This is a genomic window from Kitasatospora sp. NPDC048715 (assembly GCF_043198905.1).
GTDB lineage: Bacteria > Actinomycetota > Actinomycetes > Streptomycetales > Streptomycetaceae > Kitasatospora > Kitasatospora lactacystinica.
This window is the reverse complement of sequence record NZ_JBICVH010000029.1, coordinates 92578-109142: the sequence shown is the minus strand read 5'-3', so window position 1 is coordinate 109142 and position 16565 is coordinate 92578. Positions and strand designations below refer to the sequence as shown.

General features: G+C 75.1%; 17 protein-coding genes. 10 read left to right on the top strand and 7 right to left on the bottom strand.

The features are described from left to right. The first annotated feature begins 91 nt into the window (after positions 1 to 91). From ACGFSC_RS40320 to ACGFSC_RS40310, 3 genes are all read left to right on the top strand, one after another. Positions 92 to 895 carry an MBL fold metallo-hydrolase gene (locus tag ACGFSC_RS40320; RefSeq protein WP_359900323.1) on the top strand — a complete coding sequence of 268 codons (804 nt, stop codon included), beginning with the start codon at positions 92 to 94 and terminating at the stop codon, positions 893 to 895. A 7-nt stretch (positions 896 to 902) separates the two neighbouring features. Further along, entirely contained in the window at positions 903 to 1334 is a 432-nt protein-coding gene (locus tag ACGFSC_RS40315; protein ID WP_359900321.1) for a nuclear transport factor 2 family protein, read from the top strand. Positions 1335 to 1462: 128 nt separating this feature from the next. Next, positions 1463 to 2728, top strand: coding sequence for an FAD-dependent oxidoreductase (locus ACGFSC_RS40310; RefSeq protein ID WP_359900319.1), 1266 nt, complete (start codon positions 1463 to 1465; stop codon positions 2726 to 2728). A 15-nt stretch (positions 2729 to 2743) separates the two neighbouring features. On the opposite strand, the gene ACGFSC_RS40305 is transcribed toward ACGFSC_RS40310, so the two are convergent. Next, positions 2744 to 3730, bottom strand: coding sequence for a right-handed parallel beta-helix repeat-containing protein (locus ACGFSC_RS40305; RefSeq protein ID WP_380351130.1), 987 nt, complete (start codon positions 3728 to 3730; stop codon positions 2744 to 2746). Positions 3731 to 3795: 65 nt separating this feature from the next. Here ACGFSC_RS40305 and ACGFSC_RS40300 point away from each other — a divergent pair, with 65 nt between their 5' ends. Continuing rightward, positions 3796 to 4311, top strand: coding sequence for a DUF3592 domain-containing protein (locus ACGFSC_RS40300; RefSeq protein ID WP_392865098.1), 516 nt, complete (start codon positions 3796 to 3798; stop codon positions 4309 to 4311). Positions 4312 to 4401: 90 nt separating this feature from the next. On the opposite strand, the gene ACGFSC_RS40295 is transcribed toward ACGFSC_RS40300, so the two are convergent. After that, positions 4402 to 5082, bottom strand: coding sequence for a GPP34 family phosphoprotein (locus tag ACGFSC_RS40295; protein ID WP_359900315.1), 681 nt, complete (start codon positions 5080 to 5082; stop codon positions 4402 to 4404). Positions 5083 to 5135: 53 nt separating this feature from the next. Then, on the bottom strand, positions 5136 to 6110 hold the full coding sequence (locus ACGFSC_RS40290) for a Clp protease N-terminal domain-containing protein (RefSeq protein ID WP_359900313.1): 975 nt from the start codon (positions 6108 to 6110) through the stop codon (positions 5136 to 5138). Between the two features lie 185 nt (positions 6111 to 6295). On the opposite strand from ACGFSC_RS40290, the gene ACGFSC_RS40285 reads away from it, so the two are divergent. Next, a complete protein-coding gene (locus ACGFSC_RS40285) occupies positions 6296 to 7279 on the top strand; it encodes a trypsin-like peptidase domain-containing protein (protein WP_359900311.1) in 984 nt (327 codons plus the stop codon). Between the two features lie 49 nt (positions 7280 to 7328). Here ACGFSC_RS40285 and ACGFSC_RS40280 read toward each other — a convergent pair whose 3' ends face one another. After that, positions 7329 to 7925 carry a GNAT family N-acetyltransferase gene (locus ACGFSC_RS40280; protein WP_359900309.1) on the bottom strand — a complete coding sequence of 199 codons (597 nt, stop codon included), beginning with the start codon at positions 7923 to 7925 and terminating at the stop codon, positions 7329 to 7331. Between the two features lie 290 nt (positions 7926 to 8215). Here ACGFSC_RS40280 and ACGFSC_RS40275 point away from each other — a divergent pair, with 290 nt between their 5' ends. Both ACGFSC_RS40275 and ACGFSC_RS40270 read left to right on the top strand, forming a co-directional pair. After that, positions 8216 to 8584, top strand: a complete 369-nt coding sequence (locus ACGFSC_RS40275) for an RNHCP domain-containing protein (RefSeq protein ID WP_359900307.1) — start codon at positions 8216 to 8218, stop codon at positions 8582 to 8584. 29 nt (positions 8585 to 8613) lie between these two features. Continuing rightward, entirely contained in the window at positions 8614 to 9042 is a 429-nt protein-coding gene (locus ACGFSC_RS40270; protein ID WP_359900305.1) for an RNHCP domain-containing protein, read from the top strand. Positions 9043 to 9095: 53 nt separating this feature from the next. Here the strand turns inward: ACGFSC_RS40270 and ACGFSC_RS40265 are convergent, their stop codons facing one another. Together ACGFSC_RS40265 and ACGFSC_RS40260 are read right to left on the bottom strand one after the other, a co-directional pair. After that, positions 9096 to 9512 (bottom strand): hypothetical protein, encoded by a 417-nt coding sequence (locus tag ACGFSC_RS40265; RefSeq protein WP_359900304.1) that lies wholly within the window; start codon positions 9510 to 9512, stop codon positions 9096 to 9098. A 6-nt stretch (positions 9513 to 9518) separates the two neighbouring features. Further along, positions 9519 to 10067, bottom strand: a complete 549-nt coding sequence (locus ACGFSC_RS40260; protein WP_359900302.1) for a universal stress protein — start codon at positions 10065 to 10067, stop codon at positions 9519 to 9521. A 280-nt stretch (positions 10068 to 10347) separates the two neighbouring features. Between ACGFSC_RS40260 and ACGFSC_RS40255 the strand changes: the two genes are divergently transcribed. The 3 genes from ACGFSC_RS40255 to ACGFSC_RS40245 all read left to right on the top strand — a co-directional run bounded on the left by ACGFSC_RS40255 (position 10348) and on the right by ACGFSC_RS40245 (position 13618). Next, positions 10348 to 12138, top strand: coding sequence for an oleate hydratase (locus ACGFSC_RS40255; protein WP_359900300.1), 1791 nt, complete (start codon positions 10348 to 10350; stop codon positions 12136 to 12138). Positions 12139 to 12260: 122 nt separating this feature from the next. Next, positions 12261 to 12608: a GntR family transcriptional regulator gene (locus ACGFSC_RS40250; protein ID WP_359900298.1), complete on the top strand. Its 348-nt coding sequence runs from the start codon at positions 12261 to 12263 to the stop codon at positions 12606 to 12608. Further along, a complete protein-coding gene (locus ACGFSC_RS40245) occupies positions 12605 to 13618 on the top strand; it encodes a DUF1648 domain-containing protein (RefSeq protein WP_359900296.1) in 1014 nt (337 codons plus the stop codon). The genes ACGFSC_RS40250 and ACGFSC_RS40245 overlap by 4 nt, the downstream gene beginning before the upstream one ends. A 132-nt stretch (positions 13619 to 13750) precedes the next feature. Here the strand turns inward: ACGFSC_RS40245 and ACGFSC_RS40240 are convergent, their stop codons facing one another. Next, a complete protein-coding gene (locus tag ACGFSC_RS40240; RefSeq protein WP_359900294.1) occupies positions 13751 to 16549 on the bottom strand; it encodes a hypothetical protein in 2799 nt (932 codons plus the stop codon). Positions 16550 to 16565 lie beyond the last annotated feature (16 nt).

The window sequence follows — 16565 nt, the reverse complement described above, 5'->3', positions numbered from 1 at the left end:
GAAGGACACCGAACGTGAGCGAACGCAGTCAGCGGACCATCGAGCGGTGCGTGTTGCGCGAAGCGCCCGCCGAGCACAGCGAGGTGGGCGCATGAGTGCGCTCGACTTCGAGATCGTCGACACCCCCGACAGCTCGCTCAACAAGACCTCCGTCCTGGTCACCGGCCCGGACGACGCCCTGCTGGTGGACGCCGGGTTCACCCGTTCGGACGGGCGCCGCCTGGTGGAACGGATCGGGGCGAGCGGCAAGCGGTTGACCACCGTCTTCGTCAGCCACAGCGACCCGGACTTCTACTTCGGCGCCCAGGAGGTCCAGGACGCCTTCCCGCAGGCCCGCTTCCTGGCCACCGCCTCCACCGTCGAGCACATCCAGGAGACGTACGAGGCCAAGCTGCGCGCCTGGGCGCACCTGGGCCCGGAGCTGCCCACCCGGCTGGTGCGGCCCGAGGTGCTGCACGGGGACGAGCTGGTCTTCGAGGGCCACCGCTTCGAGCTGCGCGGCGCCGACTTCCACCTGCCGGACCGGCACTACCTCTGGCAGCACCACCACCGCGCCGTGCTGGGCGGGGTGCTGCTCTTCGAGGGCCTGCACGTGTGGACGGCGGACACCCCGACCTCCGCCCAACGGGCCGCCTGGATCGACCTGCTGGACGGCATCGAGGCGCTCCACCCGACCTGGGTGGCGGCCGGCCACCGGGTCGCCGGCGCGCCCACCGACCTGAACGCCGTCGACCACACCCGGGCCTACCTGCGCGCCTTCGAGACGGAGATCGGCCGGGCCCCGGACGCGGCCTCCGCCAAGGAGTCGCTGGAGCGGCGCTTCCCGAAGCTGGGGCTGCGGATCGCGGTGGACATCGGCACCAAGGTCGCCATGGGCGAGATGGCCTGGGGGTGAGCGGACGATGATCGAGATCCCCCGGGACGTCTCCTCCTTCGCCGAGTCGTCCGCCCCCGCCGACGTGGTGCGCCGCCAGTACCTGGCGTCCGCCCGGGGTGACCTGGCCGCGCTGCGCGCCACCCTGGCCGACGACGTGGAGTGGACCGAGATGGCCGGCTTCCCGCTGGCCGGCACCTACCGCACCCCGAAGGGCGTCACCACCCATGTGATGGAGCGGCTGGCAGCCGAGTGGGACGACTGGACGGCCCACGACGACACCTACGTGGTGGACGGCGAGACGGTGGTGGTGCTGGGCCGCTACACGGCGGTCCACAAGACCACCGGAAAACCGCTCGCGGTCCGGATCGCCCACCGCTTCACCGTGCGCGGCGGCCGGATCGTGCGCTTCGAGCAGTTCACCGACACCGCACTGGTCAGGGAGGCGATGACCGGCTGAGGCCCGCCCGGGGGGTCACATTCACTCGTACGGGCGAGCGCGGCGCGGCGCGCCAGGCGCGGTCTCGACAGACCACCCGCACGGCGGCAGGCTGACCCCGATCACGGCCGGAGAACGAGGAGTCGAGCATGGCGGGCACGGACACCGGGACCACCGGAGCGGACGGCGGGCGGCAGCGCCCGGTCGTCATCGTCGGGGCGTCCCTGGGCGGCGCGAAGGCGGCCGAGGCGCTGCGCGAGGCCGGGTACCGGGGCGGCATCGTCCTGATCGGCGACGAGCACGAGCGCCCGTACGAGCGGCCGCCGCTGTCCAAGGGCTACCTGCTGGGGAAGACGCCCCGGGAGAAGATCTACGTCCACCCGCCGCAGTGGTACGCGGAGCACGACGTCACGCTGCGCCTGGGCACGGCGGTGGCCTCGATCGACCCGGCCGGGCACACCGTGACGCTCGCCGACGACGGCCGGGTGGAGTACTCCAAACTGCTGCTGACCACCGGCTCGGTGCCGCGCCGGCTGCCGGTGCCCGGCGCGGACCAGGACGGGGTGCTCTACCTGCGCCGGGTCGAGGACAGCGACCGGATCAAGGCGGCGCTGCGGCCGGGGGCCCGGATCGCGGTGATCGGCGCGGGCTGGATCGGGCTGGAGGTGGCGGCCGCGGCCCGGGAGGCGGGCGCCGAGGTGACGGTGCTGGAGGCGCTCGAACTGCCGCTGCTGCGGGTGCTCGGCCGGGAGGTCGCCCAGGTCTTCGCCGACCTGCACCGGGAGCACGGCGTGGACCTGCGCTTCGGCGTCAAGGTGGCCGAACTGACCGGCGAGGGCGGCACGGTGAACGGCGTGCGGCTCGCGGACGGCACGACGGTGGCCGCCGACGCGGTGGTGGTCGGCATCGGCATCTCCCCCGCCACCGGCCTCGCCGAGGCGGCCGGGCTGGAGATCGACAACGGCGTCAGGACCGACCGGCACCTGCGCACCTCCGACCCGGACGTCTACGCGGCCGGCGACGTCGCCAACGCGTACCACCCGCTGTTCGAGCGGCACATCCGGGTCGAGCACTGGGCCAACGCCCTCAACCAGCCGCAGACGGCCGCCCGCGCCCTGCTCGGGCAGGAGGACGCCGTCTACGACCGCGTTCCCTACTTCTTCACGGACCAGTACGACCTCGGCGCCGAGTACGTCGGCTACGTCGAGCCGGACGGCTACGACCGGGTGGTGTTCCGCGGGGACCCTTCCACCCGCGAGTTCATCGCGTTCTGGCTGTCCGGCGGCCGGGTGCTCGCGGGGATGAACGTCAACGTCTGGGACGTCACCGACCCGATCCGCGAACTGGTGCGCTCGGGGCGGGTGGTGGACACCAAGGCGCTGGCCGACCCGAACGTGCCGCTCGGGGACGTGTGACCGATTGGCCGGCGATCACCCCACCGGGACGCCGGGGTTGACCAGGCCCCGGCCCCCGGTGACGGTGTTGCCCGCGCCGATCGTGACCTTGCACGTCGCCGCGTCGTAGTCGGTCACGTCGATCGCGTACCGGTTCGGGCCGGTGGCGCCGGTGAGGTCGGAGCGGTTGCCCCGGAAGACGGTGCCGCAGCCCCAGCCCGGCCGGAGGCTGTGGGTCTGGTAGCCGTCGTCGGTGGTGCGCCGGCCGGTGTTGTTCTCGATGACGTAGTCGTTGCCCTTCACGTCGACCCAGGAGTCGTCGGAGTTGCGCCCGGTGAGGCCGTCGCCGTCGAAGGTGTTGCCGGAGACCAGGCCGCCGGTGGTGCCCTCCTTGAGGTCGACGTTCTCGCCGCCGATGTTCGGGCCGAAGGTGTTGCCGGTGATCCGCACGTGGTCGCTGCGGTCGGTCAGGGTGTTGGCGGTGCCGACGTAGACGCCCTCGCCCATGCCGTCCCGGCCGAGGCCGGTGTCGTGGATGCGCGAGTTGCGCAGCGTGCCGTAGGCGCTGGAGTTGCGGAAGTGCACGCCCTCCATGGTGGTGTGGTGGACCGTCACGTCGTCGAGGACCACGTGGTCCGCGGAGTCGGCCATGATGCCCTTCTGGGCGCCGGTGACGGTCAGCCCCTGGACGGTCCAGTAGCTCGCGCCGTCGAGGTGGAGGCCGTAGCCGCCGCCGGTGGGGGTGGTGAGGACGGCCTTCGCCGAGCCGGTGAGGGTGATCGGGGCGGCGGCGGTGCCGGGGGCGGTGGCCTTGAAGTTGCCGGTGTAGGTGCCGTCGGCGAGCTGGATGGTCCGGCCGGGCACGGCGGCGGCGAGCGCGCTCTGGAGCTGCTTGGCGGTGCCGACCTTGACGACGGCCGCGACGGCCGCGGGGGCGGCCGGGTGGGCGGCCACGGCCGCGGGGGCGGCGCAGCCGAGGGTGAGGGCGGTGAGCGCGGCGAGGACGGCGGGGCGCTTGGTCACGGACGGTGCTCCTTGCGGTGGTCGGGGCCGGGCGGGGCGGCGGGCGGCCCGGTGGTGACAGGAACATGTCGGCTCTCAGCGTGGACTGGACCATTCCGGGACGTCAAGAGCGCCCCGGCAGCGTGATACTGGAGCCCTGGGGAGTCTCGGACAGGGAGGCGGCGGTGGGCGGAACGGCCGGGTTCGCCGTGGTGGTGTTCGGTGCGCTGGGCGGCGTGGTCGCCTACCTCGCCGGGGTGGTCGGCCTGCGCGAACTGCGGCGGCTGCGCCGGGTCGGCGTTCCGGTGCGGGCGCTGGTGCGCGAACGCGCCCCGGCACCGGAGGACCGCACGCTGCCGCCGCGGCCACTGCTCCAGTTCGAGACCGAGGACGGCCGGGTGGTCGAGGTCTTCTCGCCCGTCCCCTCCACCGCCCGCCACCCGCTGCCGGACGGCGGCTTCGTCCCGGTCCGCTACGACCCGGCGGACCCGCGGCAGGTGCTGGTGGACGGGCGGGAGCGGGCCGGGCTGGAGTACGGGTTCCTCGCGCTCGGGGTGCTGGTGGTGCTCGGCTCGATCACCCTCGGCGCCGCGGTGCTCTGAACGGTCCGAACGGGGCCGCGCACACGGGCGGGCGGCCCCACACGGGCGGGCGGGCCGCGCAGGGCTCCGCGGGCAGCCCGCCCGGCGTGCTCAGACGGTGGCGGCGGTGGTCGCCGCCACGGTGGCCGCGATGGAGACGGCGGCCATGGTGAGCTGCACGGCCCGGATCGCCTCGCGGACGGACTCGGCCGCCCCGTCACCGGCGGCGATCTCGGCGAAGCGCGGCTCGACCTGCTTGCGGGGCAGCTCGGGGAAGGCCAGCCGGTGCAGCCGGGAGCCGTGCAGCAGGGCCACCAGGGCGGCGGTGCGCAGGTCCGGTTCGGCGCCGTTCAGCACGACCGCGGCCAGCCGCCCGCGCAGCTCCCGCTCCACGCTGCCGTCCGCCTCCGGGTAGCGGCGGACCGGGAAGAGTCCCAGCGCCCGGCGCCGCTCCTCGACCACCAGGCCGCGCTCGCACAGCCGCCCGACCGTGTCGGCGACCGCCGTGGACCGGTCCTTGGTCAGCCAGTCGCCCGCCTTGGCCCTGCCGGAGCGGCGGCCGGCGGCCCACGCGTCGAGCCTGGCCAGCCGGCCGTCCACCAGGGGCTCCCCGGTCGGGGTCCGGTCGGTGACGGTGAGCCGGCCGTCCTCGATCGTGACCCGCCCGGCCAGCACCAGCTCGGCCAGGATGCCGCCCGCGGCCGCCCAGGCGGCGGTGGGGGCGTCCTTCGCCACGCCGGACTCGTCGTCCAGCGACAGCAGCATCAGCTCCTCGGCGAGGGTGACGAGCATCGGGTGTCCCTTCCTCTCTTCTCCGTGTCGCGGTTCACCGACCCGCCGGCGGCTCAGCCGCGCAGGGCTTCGACCAGACGCCGGGCCCGGGTGTCCTCATCCAGCAACGCCCGGACCAGCCGATCAGTGCCCTGACCTGCGATCTCGGTCAGGTAGGCCTCGACCGCGCGCGGGTCGGCGGGCAGCGTCACCCCACCGGAGTCGAGCGCGGCGTGCGCCCGGGCGTAGTCGAGGCCGAGCCCGGCGAGCAGCTCGCCGGCGCCGTCCTCCGCCGCCAACCCCGGCTCGTGGCGGGCCACTTCGTGCACGGCCAGCAGCGCGAGCAGGACGTGCTCGGTGCCGGGCGTCCGGCGGCCGAGGCGCTCGGCCTGGGCGTCGGCCTCCGGCCGGATCCAGGCCGCCGGGCCGGACGGGCCCGGCTGCAGCAGCCGCTTCCAGCGCGGGGCCCGGTGGCCGCGGCGGGCCAGCAGCGCCTCCCGGGTGGGGTGGAGCAGCGGGTCGAGGTCACCGCCCTGGCGCACGGCACCGTCGAGGCGGTCCAGGACGGCCTGCGGCGCGACGCCGGCCGCGCGCAGCAGCTCGGCGGCGCGGGTCCGGTCGCCGGGCCCGGCGCCGTTCGCGCCGTTCCCGTCGGCGAGCAGGGCGTTCCCGTCGGCGAGCAGGGCGCGCAGCAGGTGTGCGGCCGTGCAGGCGGGTTCGCCGTCCCGGCGGGCGTGCTCCGTCGCCACGGCGAGTGCCCGGGCGGCCGCCCCGCTCAGCGGCCGGCCGTCCGCCCCGACGGCGCCGGGCGCCTCCCGGTCGGGCACGGTGGCGGGCACAGTGGCGGGCCCGTCGTCGGCCGCCCAGCGCCCCTCCCGCTCCCGGACCAGGGCGCGCAGGGTGTCAGCCCCCGCCCCGGCCGCGGCGAGGGCCGCACCGGCGGGGCCCGTCTCCCCGGCCACGGCGACCAGGAGGTGCTCCGTCCCCAGCGGCCCGTCCCCCGGCCCACCGAGCGCGTGCCAGTCCGGCTCCAGCATGGTCGTGTCCATCGGCCCCTCCCACGACTGCGGCTTTGCTCGAACTATATTCCCGCTTTTCCTTCTCTTGGGAATTTTCCGCACGTCAAGAACGCGTCAGGACGGCACCTGCGCAAGAACGCGGAAGACCGGGCGCCCCGGCGTTGTTGCCACCTGGTGCCATCGTGAGAACCACGCCCGCGAGAGGGGTGAGCACCATGGCCGACACGCTCCCCGGGCCGGGCCCGGCCCCCGAGGCACAGGCCCCGCTGGACGCCTACTCCCTGATCGTCACCACCGTGGCCGCCACCCTGACCCCGCGGGTCGCCGCGCTGCAGGTCCCCCGGCGCGGCCGGGGCGGCTGGTTCAGCACGGCGCTGGGCTCCGCCGTGGTCTTCACCGAGGACGGATTCCTGCTCACCAACGCCCATGTCGTCGGCCACGCCGACGCCGGGACGCTCGCCTTCGCGGACGGCACCACCGCCCCGTTCCACACCATCGGCGCCGACCCGCTCTCCGACCTCGCCGTGCTGCACGCCGACGGGCCGACCCCGAAGCCGGTGGCACTCGGCGAGGCGACCGGCCTGCGGGTCGGACAGCTGGTCGTCGCCGTCGGCAACCCGCTGGGGCTGGCCGGGACGGTCACGGCGGGCGTGGTCAGCGCGCTCGGCCGCTCGATCCCGGCCCGCTCCGGCAGCACCGCGCGGGTGATCGACAACGTGATCCAGACCGACGCCGCACTCAACCCGGGCAACTCCGGCGGCGCGCTGGCCACCGCGAACGGCGAGGTCGTCGGCATCACCACGGCGGTGGCCGGGAACGGGCTCGGCCTGGCCGTCCCGATCGACGCCACCAGCCGCCGGATCGTCGCCGCCCTGCTCGCCGACGGCCGGATCCGCCGCGCCTACCTCGGCCTCGCCGGAGTGCCCGCGCCCCTGTCGCCCGCCCTGCGCCACCGCACCGGGCAGCCCACCGGCCTGCGGATCGTCGAGGTGGTGCCCGGCGCGCCCGCCGACCGCGCCGGGCTGCACGAGGGCGACCTGCTGCTCACCGCCGCCGACGAGCCGATGGGCAGCGCCCAGGCCCTCCAGCGCCTGATGCTGGCCGACGCCATCGGCCGCCCGCTGCCGCTGACCGTCCTGCGCGGCGAGGCCCTGGTCGACGTGCTCGCCGTCCCGACGGAGCTGCCCGTCGACGACTGACCGCGGCCCCGGACCCGGGCGGGAGCGGGGGCCGCGGCGACGATGGGCACTACACGCGGGCCGCACGCCGCATCACCCAGAGCGCCGGCCCGCCCTCCGGCAGCCGGACCTCCTCCAGCACCTCGAAGCCGAAGTGTCCGTAGACCGCCAGGTTCTCCTCCGTGGAGGACTCCAGGTAGACGGGCAGCCCGTCCGCGTCGGCCTTGGCCAGTCCGGAGCGCAGCAGGGCGCCGCCCTGCCCCCGGCCCCGGGCGACCGGGTCGGCGCCGATGACCGCCAGGTACCAGTAGGGCTCCTGCGGCAGGTTGGCGGCGGCCGCCCCGACGGAGCGCCGGAACGGTTCGGCCCGGTCGCCGAGGAGCCCCGCCAGCTCCCGGAGCGTCTCCTCGTCCGGGAGCACCTTGTCCTGCGCCTGCGGCGGCATCCAGAACGCGGCCGCGTCCGCGGTCCGCTCGCACACGCCGTGCCGGCCGAACTGCCGGGTGAACAGCGTGGTGAAGTAGCCGCCCAGCCCCGCCTGCCGGGTGGCCCGGTCGGGGAAGAACCAGCACATCACCGGGTCGTCGGCGAAGGCCAGGGCCAGTAATCGGCTGACGGCCGAAGCGTCGTCGGGGGTCGCCGGCCGCGGCACGTTGGTCATCTGCATACGGACATCGTGCGCGCCCTTATCCCCGTCGTGGCGGCGAGGGTCGGTGGCACGGAAATCCGTTGGCACGGAAATCCGTTGGCGCCCGTGCGACCGGTGTGGTTACGCTGACGCCGTTCCGTACCGACCGACCCGGGCCACCGCCCGACCGGAGAGGGTGTCTTGATGTCCCGCCTCGCGCCGAGTGCGCCTCGCCACGCCGGCTGACGACCACCACCCGACGAACCGTCGAGGCCACTCGGCCCGCTCTTGCTGCCATCGCAGAAACCCCTCAGCAAGGAGCACCCCGGGTGTCCAGCACCTCCAGCACGCCCCCCGTTCTGAAGACCTCCACCTTCGCCTGCACCTGGTGCGGTCTGACCGTCTCCACCCGTGCCGCCGACGGCACGCGGCGCAACCACTGCCCGTCCTGCCTGCATTCACGGCACGTCCTCGACCACGTCGAGGGCGGTCCCAGCGAGTGCCTGGGCCGGATGTCGCCGATCGCCATCGCCGTGCTGCGCACCGGGGACTGGACGGTCGTCCACCGGTGCGTGCGCTGCGACGAGCTGACGTCCACGCCCGTCCGCACGGACGACAACCAGCTCGTCCTGATGCGGATGGCCGTCCGGCCGCTCGCCCAACCGCCGTTCCCGCTCGAAGCGTTCGGCACCCTCTGAACCGCGCGGAGAAGAGGGAGCAGCGAACCGTGCCACGACACAGGAACACCGGCGGCCGGGGCCGGCGGGAACGCCGCCCGCAGCGGTACAAGGACGTCCTGCACGGACGGGGCGGCCACCGGGCGCACGCCTTCCGCTGCGTGGACTGCCGGTTGGACGTCCCGGTGGACGCCCCCGGCAGCGCCCACCGCAACCACTGCCCGAACTGCCTGGCCAGCCGTCATGTCGACGGCCGGACACCGGGTGACCGGGCGGCCGACTGCGGCGGCCGGATGACCGCGCTGAGCCTGTCGGTCCGCGCCGACGGCGAGTGGATGATCATCCATCAGTGCCTGTCCTGCGGCGAGTTGAGCGCCAATCGGATCGCCGGGGACGACAACGCCCTGACCCTGGTCCGGCTCGCCCTCAGGCCCCTGCGGGACACCACCCTGGCCCACCGCACCCTGCTCACCCTGTAGGCGCGCGCCCCGCGACGGTCCGTCCGAACGGGCGGACCGTCGCGGGCGGCGCCTCAGCGCGGGCCGTCGAGGCGCGGCGGGAACGCCCCTACGGTGCGGCGCGGAAGGGCGGCGGACAGCGCCGCCAGCAGCGCGGCGGCGGTGAACAGCGCGTAGTGCCCGGCCTCCGGCCCGGGGCCCGCCCAGCCGAGTTCGCCGTGGCGGTGTTCGGAGAAGGCGTTGTGGCAGAGCCAAGCGGCCAGGCCGATCAGCGGTGCGTCAACCGGCCGGGAACGACGGCCGACCAGGGCGCACAGCGCCAGGTGGGCGAGGTACGGCAGCGGGCCGGCGCGCAGTTCACCGACGGCACCGAGGGCGAGCGCCAGAGCGCCGCCGGCGAGCAGCGCGACGGCGCCGGAGGTGCCGTCCGGGAACCGGTCGAGCACCGGGCGGCAGCGCCGCCCGCCGGGCCGGGCCGAGTACATCCGCACCGCGGACTACCGCTGCATCGAGGCGAGTTCGCGCTCGGTGGCGACCGGCAGGTGCCATCGGGTGCGCCGGTGCAGGGCCTCCAGGTCGTGCAGCAGCTCGGGCACCGGGACGGTCAGCACCGGACAGCCCGCCCGCCGGGCGCAGTGGCCGGGCACCGATCGCCGCAGCCGGCGGTGCAGCGGGCCGCCGCTGCGCCCGAGGACCAGCAGGTCGTCCGGGCGGTCGGCGATGTGCAGCAGGGCCGGTCCGGTCTCGCCGCGGACCACGACCGGGCTCAGCGGCACGCCGGGGTCGGCGCCGCCGAAGGCCTCGTCGAGGGCGTCCCGCAGCCGCCGTTCGGCGGCCTCCCGGACGGCGGCGAGCAGCGGCGGGCAGGGCGAGCGCCGGTAGCCGTGTTCGCCGCCGGGCGGCTCCCAGGCGAGCACCGGCACCAGGACGGCGCCGCGGTCGCGGGCCTCGGCGACGCCGCGGTGCAGGGCGGCCAGGCTTCCCAGCGACCCGCTGACCCCGACCACCACCCTGGGGGCGGCCTTCGAACTCCCGTTGCCGTGCATGATCCGTCCTCGTGTGGTCGTGTTCGCCGTCGTCCTCCACCCAACCGCCGCGACGGGGCTGACCTGCTCTCCTTGACGGCTTCCTGACGTTCCGGCCGGTGTTCCCAACGCGCTCCATACGCGGCCCGCCGGGTGTCCGGACCGTCCGGATCGTCCGGGCCTCACCCGTTCGGCGTACTCAACAGGCGAGGGTCACCGCCGGATGGGTGGATGGAGACGGCCCGCCGGGATGCGGCATGCCCGACGGGCGGTTCTGTCGAACGTTCTAGGGAGCACGGGCTTGTACTACAGCAGCGGCAACTACGAGGCGTTCGCCCGGCCGAGGAAGCCCGAGGGGGCCGAGCGCAAGCGGGCGTGGTTCGTGGGGTCGGGGCTCGCGGCGCTGGCCGGGGCGGCCTTCCTGGTCCGGGACGGGCAGGTGCCCGGCGAGCGGATCACGATCCTGGAGCGGCTCAAGCTGGCCGGCGGCGCGCTGGACGGGATCGAGGTGCCCGAGAAGGGCTTCGTGGTCCGCGGCGGGCGCGAGCTGGAGGACCACATGGAGTGCCTGTGGGACCTCTTCCGCTCGGTGCCCTCGCTGGAGATCGAGGGCGCGTCCGTGCTGGACGAGTTCTACTGGCTCAACAAGGACGACCCGAACTTCTCCCTCCAGCGGGTCACCGAGCGCCGCGGCCAGGACGCCCGCACCGACGGCCTGTTCGCACTCGACGACAAGGCCCAGAAGGACCTGGTCCGGGTCTTCCTCGCGACCCGCGAGGAGCTGGAGGGCAAGCGGATCGACGAGGTCTTCTCGCGGCACTTCCTGGACAGCGACTTCTGGCTGTACTGGCGGACCATGTTCGCCTTCGAGGAGTGGCACGGCGCCCTGGAGATGAAGCTCTACCTGCACCGCTTCATCCACCACATCGGCGGCCTGCCGGACCTGTCCGCGCTGAAGTTCACCAAGTACAACCAGTACGAGTCGATGGTCCTGCCGCTGACCCACTGGCTGATGGACCAGGGCGTCCGGTTCCGGTACGAGGTCGAGGTCACCGACATCGACTTCGACGTCTCCCCCGCCACCCGGGACGCCCCCGGCCGCAAGCAGGCCACCCGGATCCGCTGGCGGGAGGCCGGCCGGGAGGGCGGGGTGGACCTCGGCCCGGACGACCTGGTGTTCACCACCATCGGCTCGCTCACCGAGAACTCCGACGACGGCGACCAGCACACCCCGGCCCGGCTGGACGAGGGCCCGGCCCCGGCCTGGGACCTGTGGCGCCGGATCGCCGCCAAGGACCCGGCCTTCGGCCGCCCCGAGGTGTTCTGCGGCAACATCGCCGAGAGCAAGTGGGAGTCGGCGACCGTCACCACCCTGGACCCGCGCATCCCGCACTACATCCAGAAGGTCGCCAAGCGCGACCCGTTCAGCGGCGGCGTGGTCACCGGCGGCATCGTGACCGCCCGGGACTCCTCCTGGCTGCTGAGCTGGACGGTCAACCGCCAGCCGCACTTCAAGCAGCAGCCCGCCGACCGGATCGTGGTCTGGGTCTACTCGCTGTTCGTCGACCGCCCGGGCGACTTCGTGCGCAAGCCCATGCAGGCGTGCACCGGCGAGGAGATCACCCAGGAGTGGCTGTACCACCTGGGCGTGCCGGTCGGCGAGATCCCCGACCTGGCCGCGAACGCCGCCCGCTGCGTGCCGGTGATGATGCCGTACGTGACGTCGTTCTTCCTGCCCCGGCACGCGGGCGACCGGCCGGACGTGGTGCCCGAGGGCGCCGTCAACTTCGCCTTCATCGGCCAGTTCGCGGAGACCACCCGGGACTGCGTCTTCACCACCGAGTACTCGGTGCGCACCGGCATGGAGGCCGTCTACCGGCTGCTCGACGTCGAGCGCGGCGTGCCCGAGGTGTTCAACTCCACCTACGACGTGCGCAAGCTGCTCGCCGCCACCACCCGGCTCCGCGACGGCGCCGAACTCGACCTGCCCGGGCCGGAGTTCCTGCGCAAGCGGCTGCTGCGGCGGCTGGAGGCCACCGAGATCGGCGAGCTGATGCAGGAGTTCGGCCTGATCGAGGACGAGCGGAGGTAGCCGACGAGCGGGGGGGTAGCCGACGAGCGGGGGTGGCCGCGGGCGGGGAGCACCGCCCGCGGCCAGTGGCAGTGGCAGTGACAGTGGCACAAGACATGGATGGTGCTATCGTCAGTAGCACTATGTTGCTGAAGCTGGACATCGGGGACACCCGACCGCTGCACGAACAGGTCGCCGGCGCGATCAGACGGGCCGTCGCCGAGGGCGAGTGCGCCCCCGGGGACAAGCTGCCCCCGGCGCGGGAGCTCTCCCGGGCGCTGGGGGTGAACACCAACACCGTCCTGCGCGGGCTGCGGACGCTGCGCGACGAGGGGGTGCTGGAGTTCCGCCGGGGCCGCGGCATCACGATCGCGACCGGCGCCGACACCCGCTCCGAACTGGTGGACCGCGTACGGCAGTTGGTCGAGGACGCGGCCCGGTTCGGCTACAGCAGGAACGATCTCGTGGACATGATCAGGGGGATGTCGTGACGGACGACGGCACAACGAAGGAAGCGACCACGGCGGAACGACCGGCGGCTCGCGGTGCCCTCTGGGCCGCGGCGGCCTGGTCCGTCGGCGTGCTGGCACTGCTGGTCGCCCTGCCGCTGGTGGCGCGCCACCGGCTGCCGGACCCGCTGGCCACCCACTGGGGCGGGCGGGAGCCGAACGGCTCGATGTCGCTGACGGCGGCCGCGCTGTTCCCGGCCGCGTTCTGGGCGGTCCTGGTGCTCACCTCGGTGGCCGTGCGGCGGTACTGGGCCGACCGGTCGCCCGGGGCGGCGGCGGCCACGCTGGCGGCCGGCGGGGTGCTGCTGACGGGGGCGCAGACCTCGATCGTGCACGCCAACCTCGACCGCGCCCGCCGGCAGGACGCCGCACCGATGGGCGTCGAGGTGGTCCTGATCCTGCTGGCCACCGGCCTCGCCGGGCTGCTGGCCCTGCTGGCCGGCCGCCGCTTCGGCGGCCGGCCCGAGCGGCTCCCGGCGGCCGGGGCGGATCCGCTGGAGATGCCCGCGGGCGAGCGGTTCGTCTGGCTCTCCCGGGCCGCCAACCCGTGGCTGCAGCTGGCCGCCGCGGTGTTCGCGCTGGTGACGGTGGCGGGAGTGCTGGCCGCCGCGAGCGGGGTCGCCGAGCTGGACTGGGCGCTGGTGGTGCCGTTCGCCGTCGTCTCCCTCGCGTGCCTCGCCTGCTCCTCGGTGCGGGCGCGGGTGACCGCCGGCGGCCTGACCGTCGGATTCGGCCCGTTCGGCCGGCCCGTGCGCCACTGGTCCCCCGCCGAGCTCGAATCCGCCCGCGCCGAGCAGCGCACCGCCGCGCAGGCGGGCGGCTGGGGCTACCGGATGAACCGGCTCGGCACCACCGTGATGCTGCGCGGGGGCGTCTGCCTGGTGGTCCGCACCCGTCAGGGCACGGACTTCGCGGTCAGCGTCGACGACGCCGAGCGCGGGGCCGCCCTGCTCAACGCGCTGATCGCGCGCACCGGGCAGCCGGCCGGCTGAACCGTCCCGGCGGAGGCGAAGGGGCGGTTCGGCCACCACGGCCGGACCGCCCCACCGCTTCCACTGCTCGCACCGCTCGCACGGATTGCACCGCTCGCACGGCTCGCACCGCTCGCACCGCTTCCGCCGCCGTCAGGACTCCCCCGCGCGCAGTTCGGTGGCGATCTGCCGCCGTCCCGCGACCAGCGTCTCCAGCACCACCCCGAGGCAGGCCACGAGCGCCAGTCCCGCCGTGGGCAGCAGCACCGGCAGCACCGCCGGGCCCAGGCCGTCGCGGGCCTCGGCGCCGATCAGGGTGGAGAGGTCGAAGGCCGGCCCGAGCAGGACGGCCGCCACCGCCGCGACCACCGCACCGCCGACGGCCGCCGCCAGCGTCCGCGGCAGTGCCTCGGCGACGATCAGCGCCAGCCCCTGACGGGGTCGCAGGCCCATGGTGCGCAGCCGGGCGAGCACCGCCGTCCGGTCGGGTGCGGCGCGCAGCAGCGTCAGCAGGACCGCGAGGACGGCGAATCCGGCACTGGCGGGCGCCGCGTACCAGAACAGCCGCCCGGCGGCCTGCTGCAGCGGGTCGGCGGCGAGCTGCGCGGCGTACTCGCGGCTGCTGCCCACCGCGTAGGCGGGCGGCAGCCCGTGGTCGCCCTTGCCGTCCGCCGCGGCGTTCTCCGAGATGAGCTTGGCGAGGCCGGTCGGCTCGACCAGGCCGCGTTCCAGGAGGAGCGACCTGATCCGCCCGGGGTCGAGGCCGTCGCCCACGGCCAGCCACCCGGTCCACCGGCCGAGCTCCGGCAGGCGTTCCACCGCCGGACCGCTGGGCACCACGACGAAGGGCAGGGCCGGCTCCGGCAGCGCCGGCGTCGCGGTGACGATCCCGGCGACGGTGGTGCGCAGCTCGCTCGCGGTGGACAGGTGCACCGTCGGCGCGCCGGCGCCCAGCCGCGCGGCCAGGTCGCTGCTGAACAGCGCGGGCACCGGGGTGTCCGGGCCGCCGGGGGTGCCGGCGAGCTTCGCCGGGTCGAACCCGCCGGCCCCGAGGGTGCGGGCGATCTCGGCGTACGCGGTCGGCTCGGCGACCACCAGGGTCACCTTGGTGTAGTTGTTCGCGTCGGCGCCGACGAACAGCGCCCGGGGGTCCACCCGGACCGCCGTCGCGCCCCGGGTCTGCGGAAGGTCGCCCGCGGCCTTGAGGAACGGTTCCGGCAGGGTCGCGTAGCCCGGGACGGAGACGGCGACGTCGCCGCCGGTCGCGAGGCGCGCGGCGCTCAGCCTGCCGCGGTCCACCGCGTCGAGCAGGGTGGCGCCGAAGCCGGTCGCGGTGACGGCGATCAGCAGGGCGAGCAGCGGCAGCGCGGAGGGCCGGCGCCGGCCGGAGTGGTCGCGGGAGGCCCGGGAGAGGCCGAGGAAGCCGATCAGGCCGCGGCCCCGGCGGGCCAGGGCGGCCAGTCGGCCGATCACCACGGGCTCGATCCGTGCCAGCAGCAGCCCGCCGGCGACGGCGAGCAGCAGCGGCGCGGCCACCAGCAGCGGATCCGCTCCCCGGCCGGGGTGGCCGACGCCGCGCCGGCGGACCTCGGCCACCGCCACCGCGGTGACGGCCAGCAGCGCGACTTCGCCGATCAGCCGGCGCCACGGCCCGGTCCGCCGGGGGTGCGTCCGGAGCAGGGCGGCGCGCACCGGGAAGGCGAGCAGGGCGAACAGGGTGGCGACCAGGCCGGCCGCCACCGCGAAGCCCCACCGGGGTGTGGGCAGCAGCACCAGGGCGAGCACCGCTCCGAGTACCGCGGCGGGCAGGACCGTCACCGCGCTCTCGCCGAGCAGCCGCAGCAGCACCCCGCCGCGCGAGCAGCCACGGGCCCGGAGCAGCCGCAGTTCGGCGGCGCGCCGGTCGGTGCCGAGCGCGGCGGCCAGGCAGAGCACCACGGCGGCGACGCCCGCGACGCCGGCCGGGCCGACCGCGCCCAGCGCCATCGCTGCCCGGTAGCGCTCGGCCGCCCAGGTGAGGACCACGGGCAGCGTCGAGACGACCCGCAGGTCGGCGCGCCCGGTCGCGGTGACCAGGGCGTCGGCCTCCGGCCCGGCCAGCAGGGGCGCGACGGCGGCGCGGGTCCGTTCCAGCCGGTCGGCGCGCAGCGGGGCGGGGTCGACGGAGACCCGCCAGAAGTTCTGGACGGACGGGCTCCAGGCGGTCAGCGCGCCCACGCTGCCGTCGTCGACGAAACCGGTGACCTCCTGCCAGTTGCCGTGCTCCGCGTCGAGCCCCAGGCAGGGGCGGTTCGGGCAGCCGATGCCGACCCAGAACGGGTCCGAGGGGTCGTTCTGCCGGTAGATGCCGGTCACCACGGTGGTCCGTCGGCTGTCGGGGCCGCTGCTGCCGTTGTCGAGGACGTCTCCGACCTTGATGCCGATCGCCTCGGCGGCCTCCCGGCTCACCACCGTCGGCACCGGGGCGCCGGCCGCGGCGGGGCCGGGCCAGCCGCCCTCGGTCAGGGTGACCCGGTCGGCGAGGCCCTGCAGCCGGATCAGCAGGATCCTGGGCGGGATGTCCTGGCTCACCCGGTGGTAGCCCGGGTTGTACACCGGGTTGGTCTCGGTCCTGGTGCCGTGCGCCAGGCGGTCCGGTGCCAGCGCCACCGTCGCGCCGACGCGCGCCACGATGTCCCGGTCGACGGCGTCGAGGGCGGCGGCGGTGTCGGTCGGGCGGGCCTTGGAGGCGAAGTGCAGGCTGGTCGCGTGGATGCCCTTCTGGCGCACGAAGTCCCGCAGCGCCGCGTCCGCGTTCCGGTCCGTGACGCGGGGGACGGCCACGGCCAGCAGGACGGTGACGAAGGCGAGGGCGGCCGTCAGCAGGGCCGCCGAGGGGCTGGCGCGCAGCCGGGTGCGGACCCAGCGGGCCGGACGGAGGGCGGTCCCGGCGGGGTCGGCCTTGGTGGTCACGGTTCCTCCACGAGGC

Coding starts and splice junctions, on each gene's coding strand:
- ACGFSC_RS40320 (WP_359900323.1), top strand. CDS start 92: ATGAGTGCGCTCGACTTCGAGATCGTCGACACCCCCGACAGCTCGCTC.
- ACGFSC_RS40315 (WP_359900321.1), top strand. CDS start 903: ATGATCGAGATCCCCCGGGACGTCTCCTCCTTCGCCGAGTCGTCCGCC.
- ACGFSC_RS40310 (WP_359900319.1), top strand. CDS start 1,463: ATGGCGGGCACGGACACCGGGACCACCGGAGCGGACGGCGGGCGGCAG.
- ACGFSC_RS40300 (WP_392865098.1), top strand. CDS start 3,796: ATGTCGGCTCTCAGCGTGGACTGGACCATTCCGGGACGTCAAGAGCGC.
- ACGFSC_RS40295 (WP_359900315.1), bottom strand. CDS start 5,082: ATGCTCGTCACCCTCGCCGAGGAGCTGATGCTGCTGTCGCTGGACGAC.
- ACGFSC_RS40290 (WP_359900313.1), bottom strand. CDS start 6,110: ATGGACACGACCATGCTGGAGCCGGACTGGCACGCGCTCGGTGGGCCG.
- ACGFSC_RS40285 (WP_359900311.1), top strand. CDS start 6,296: ATGGCCGACACGCTCCCCGGGCCGGGCCCGGCCCCCGAGGCACAGGCC.
- ACGFSC_RS40280 (WP_359900309.1), bottom strand. CDS start 7,925: ATGCAGATGACCAACGTGCCGCGGCCGGCGACCCCCGACGACGCTTCG.
- ACGFSC_RS40260 (WP_359900302.1), bottom strand. CDS start 10,067: ATGCACGGCAACGGGAGTTCGAAGGCCGCCCCCAGGGTGGTGGTCGGG.
- ACGFSC_RS40250 (WP_359900298.1), top strand. CDS start 12,261: ATGTTGCTGAAGCTGGACATCGGGGACACCCGACCGCTGCACGAACAG.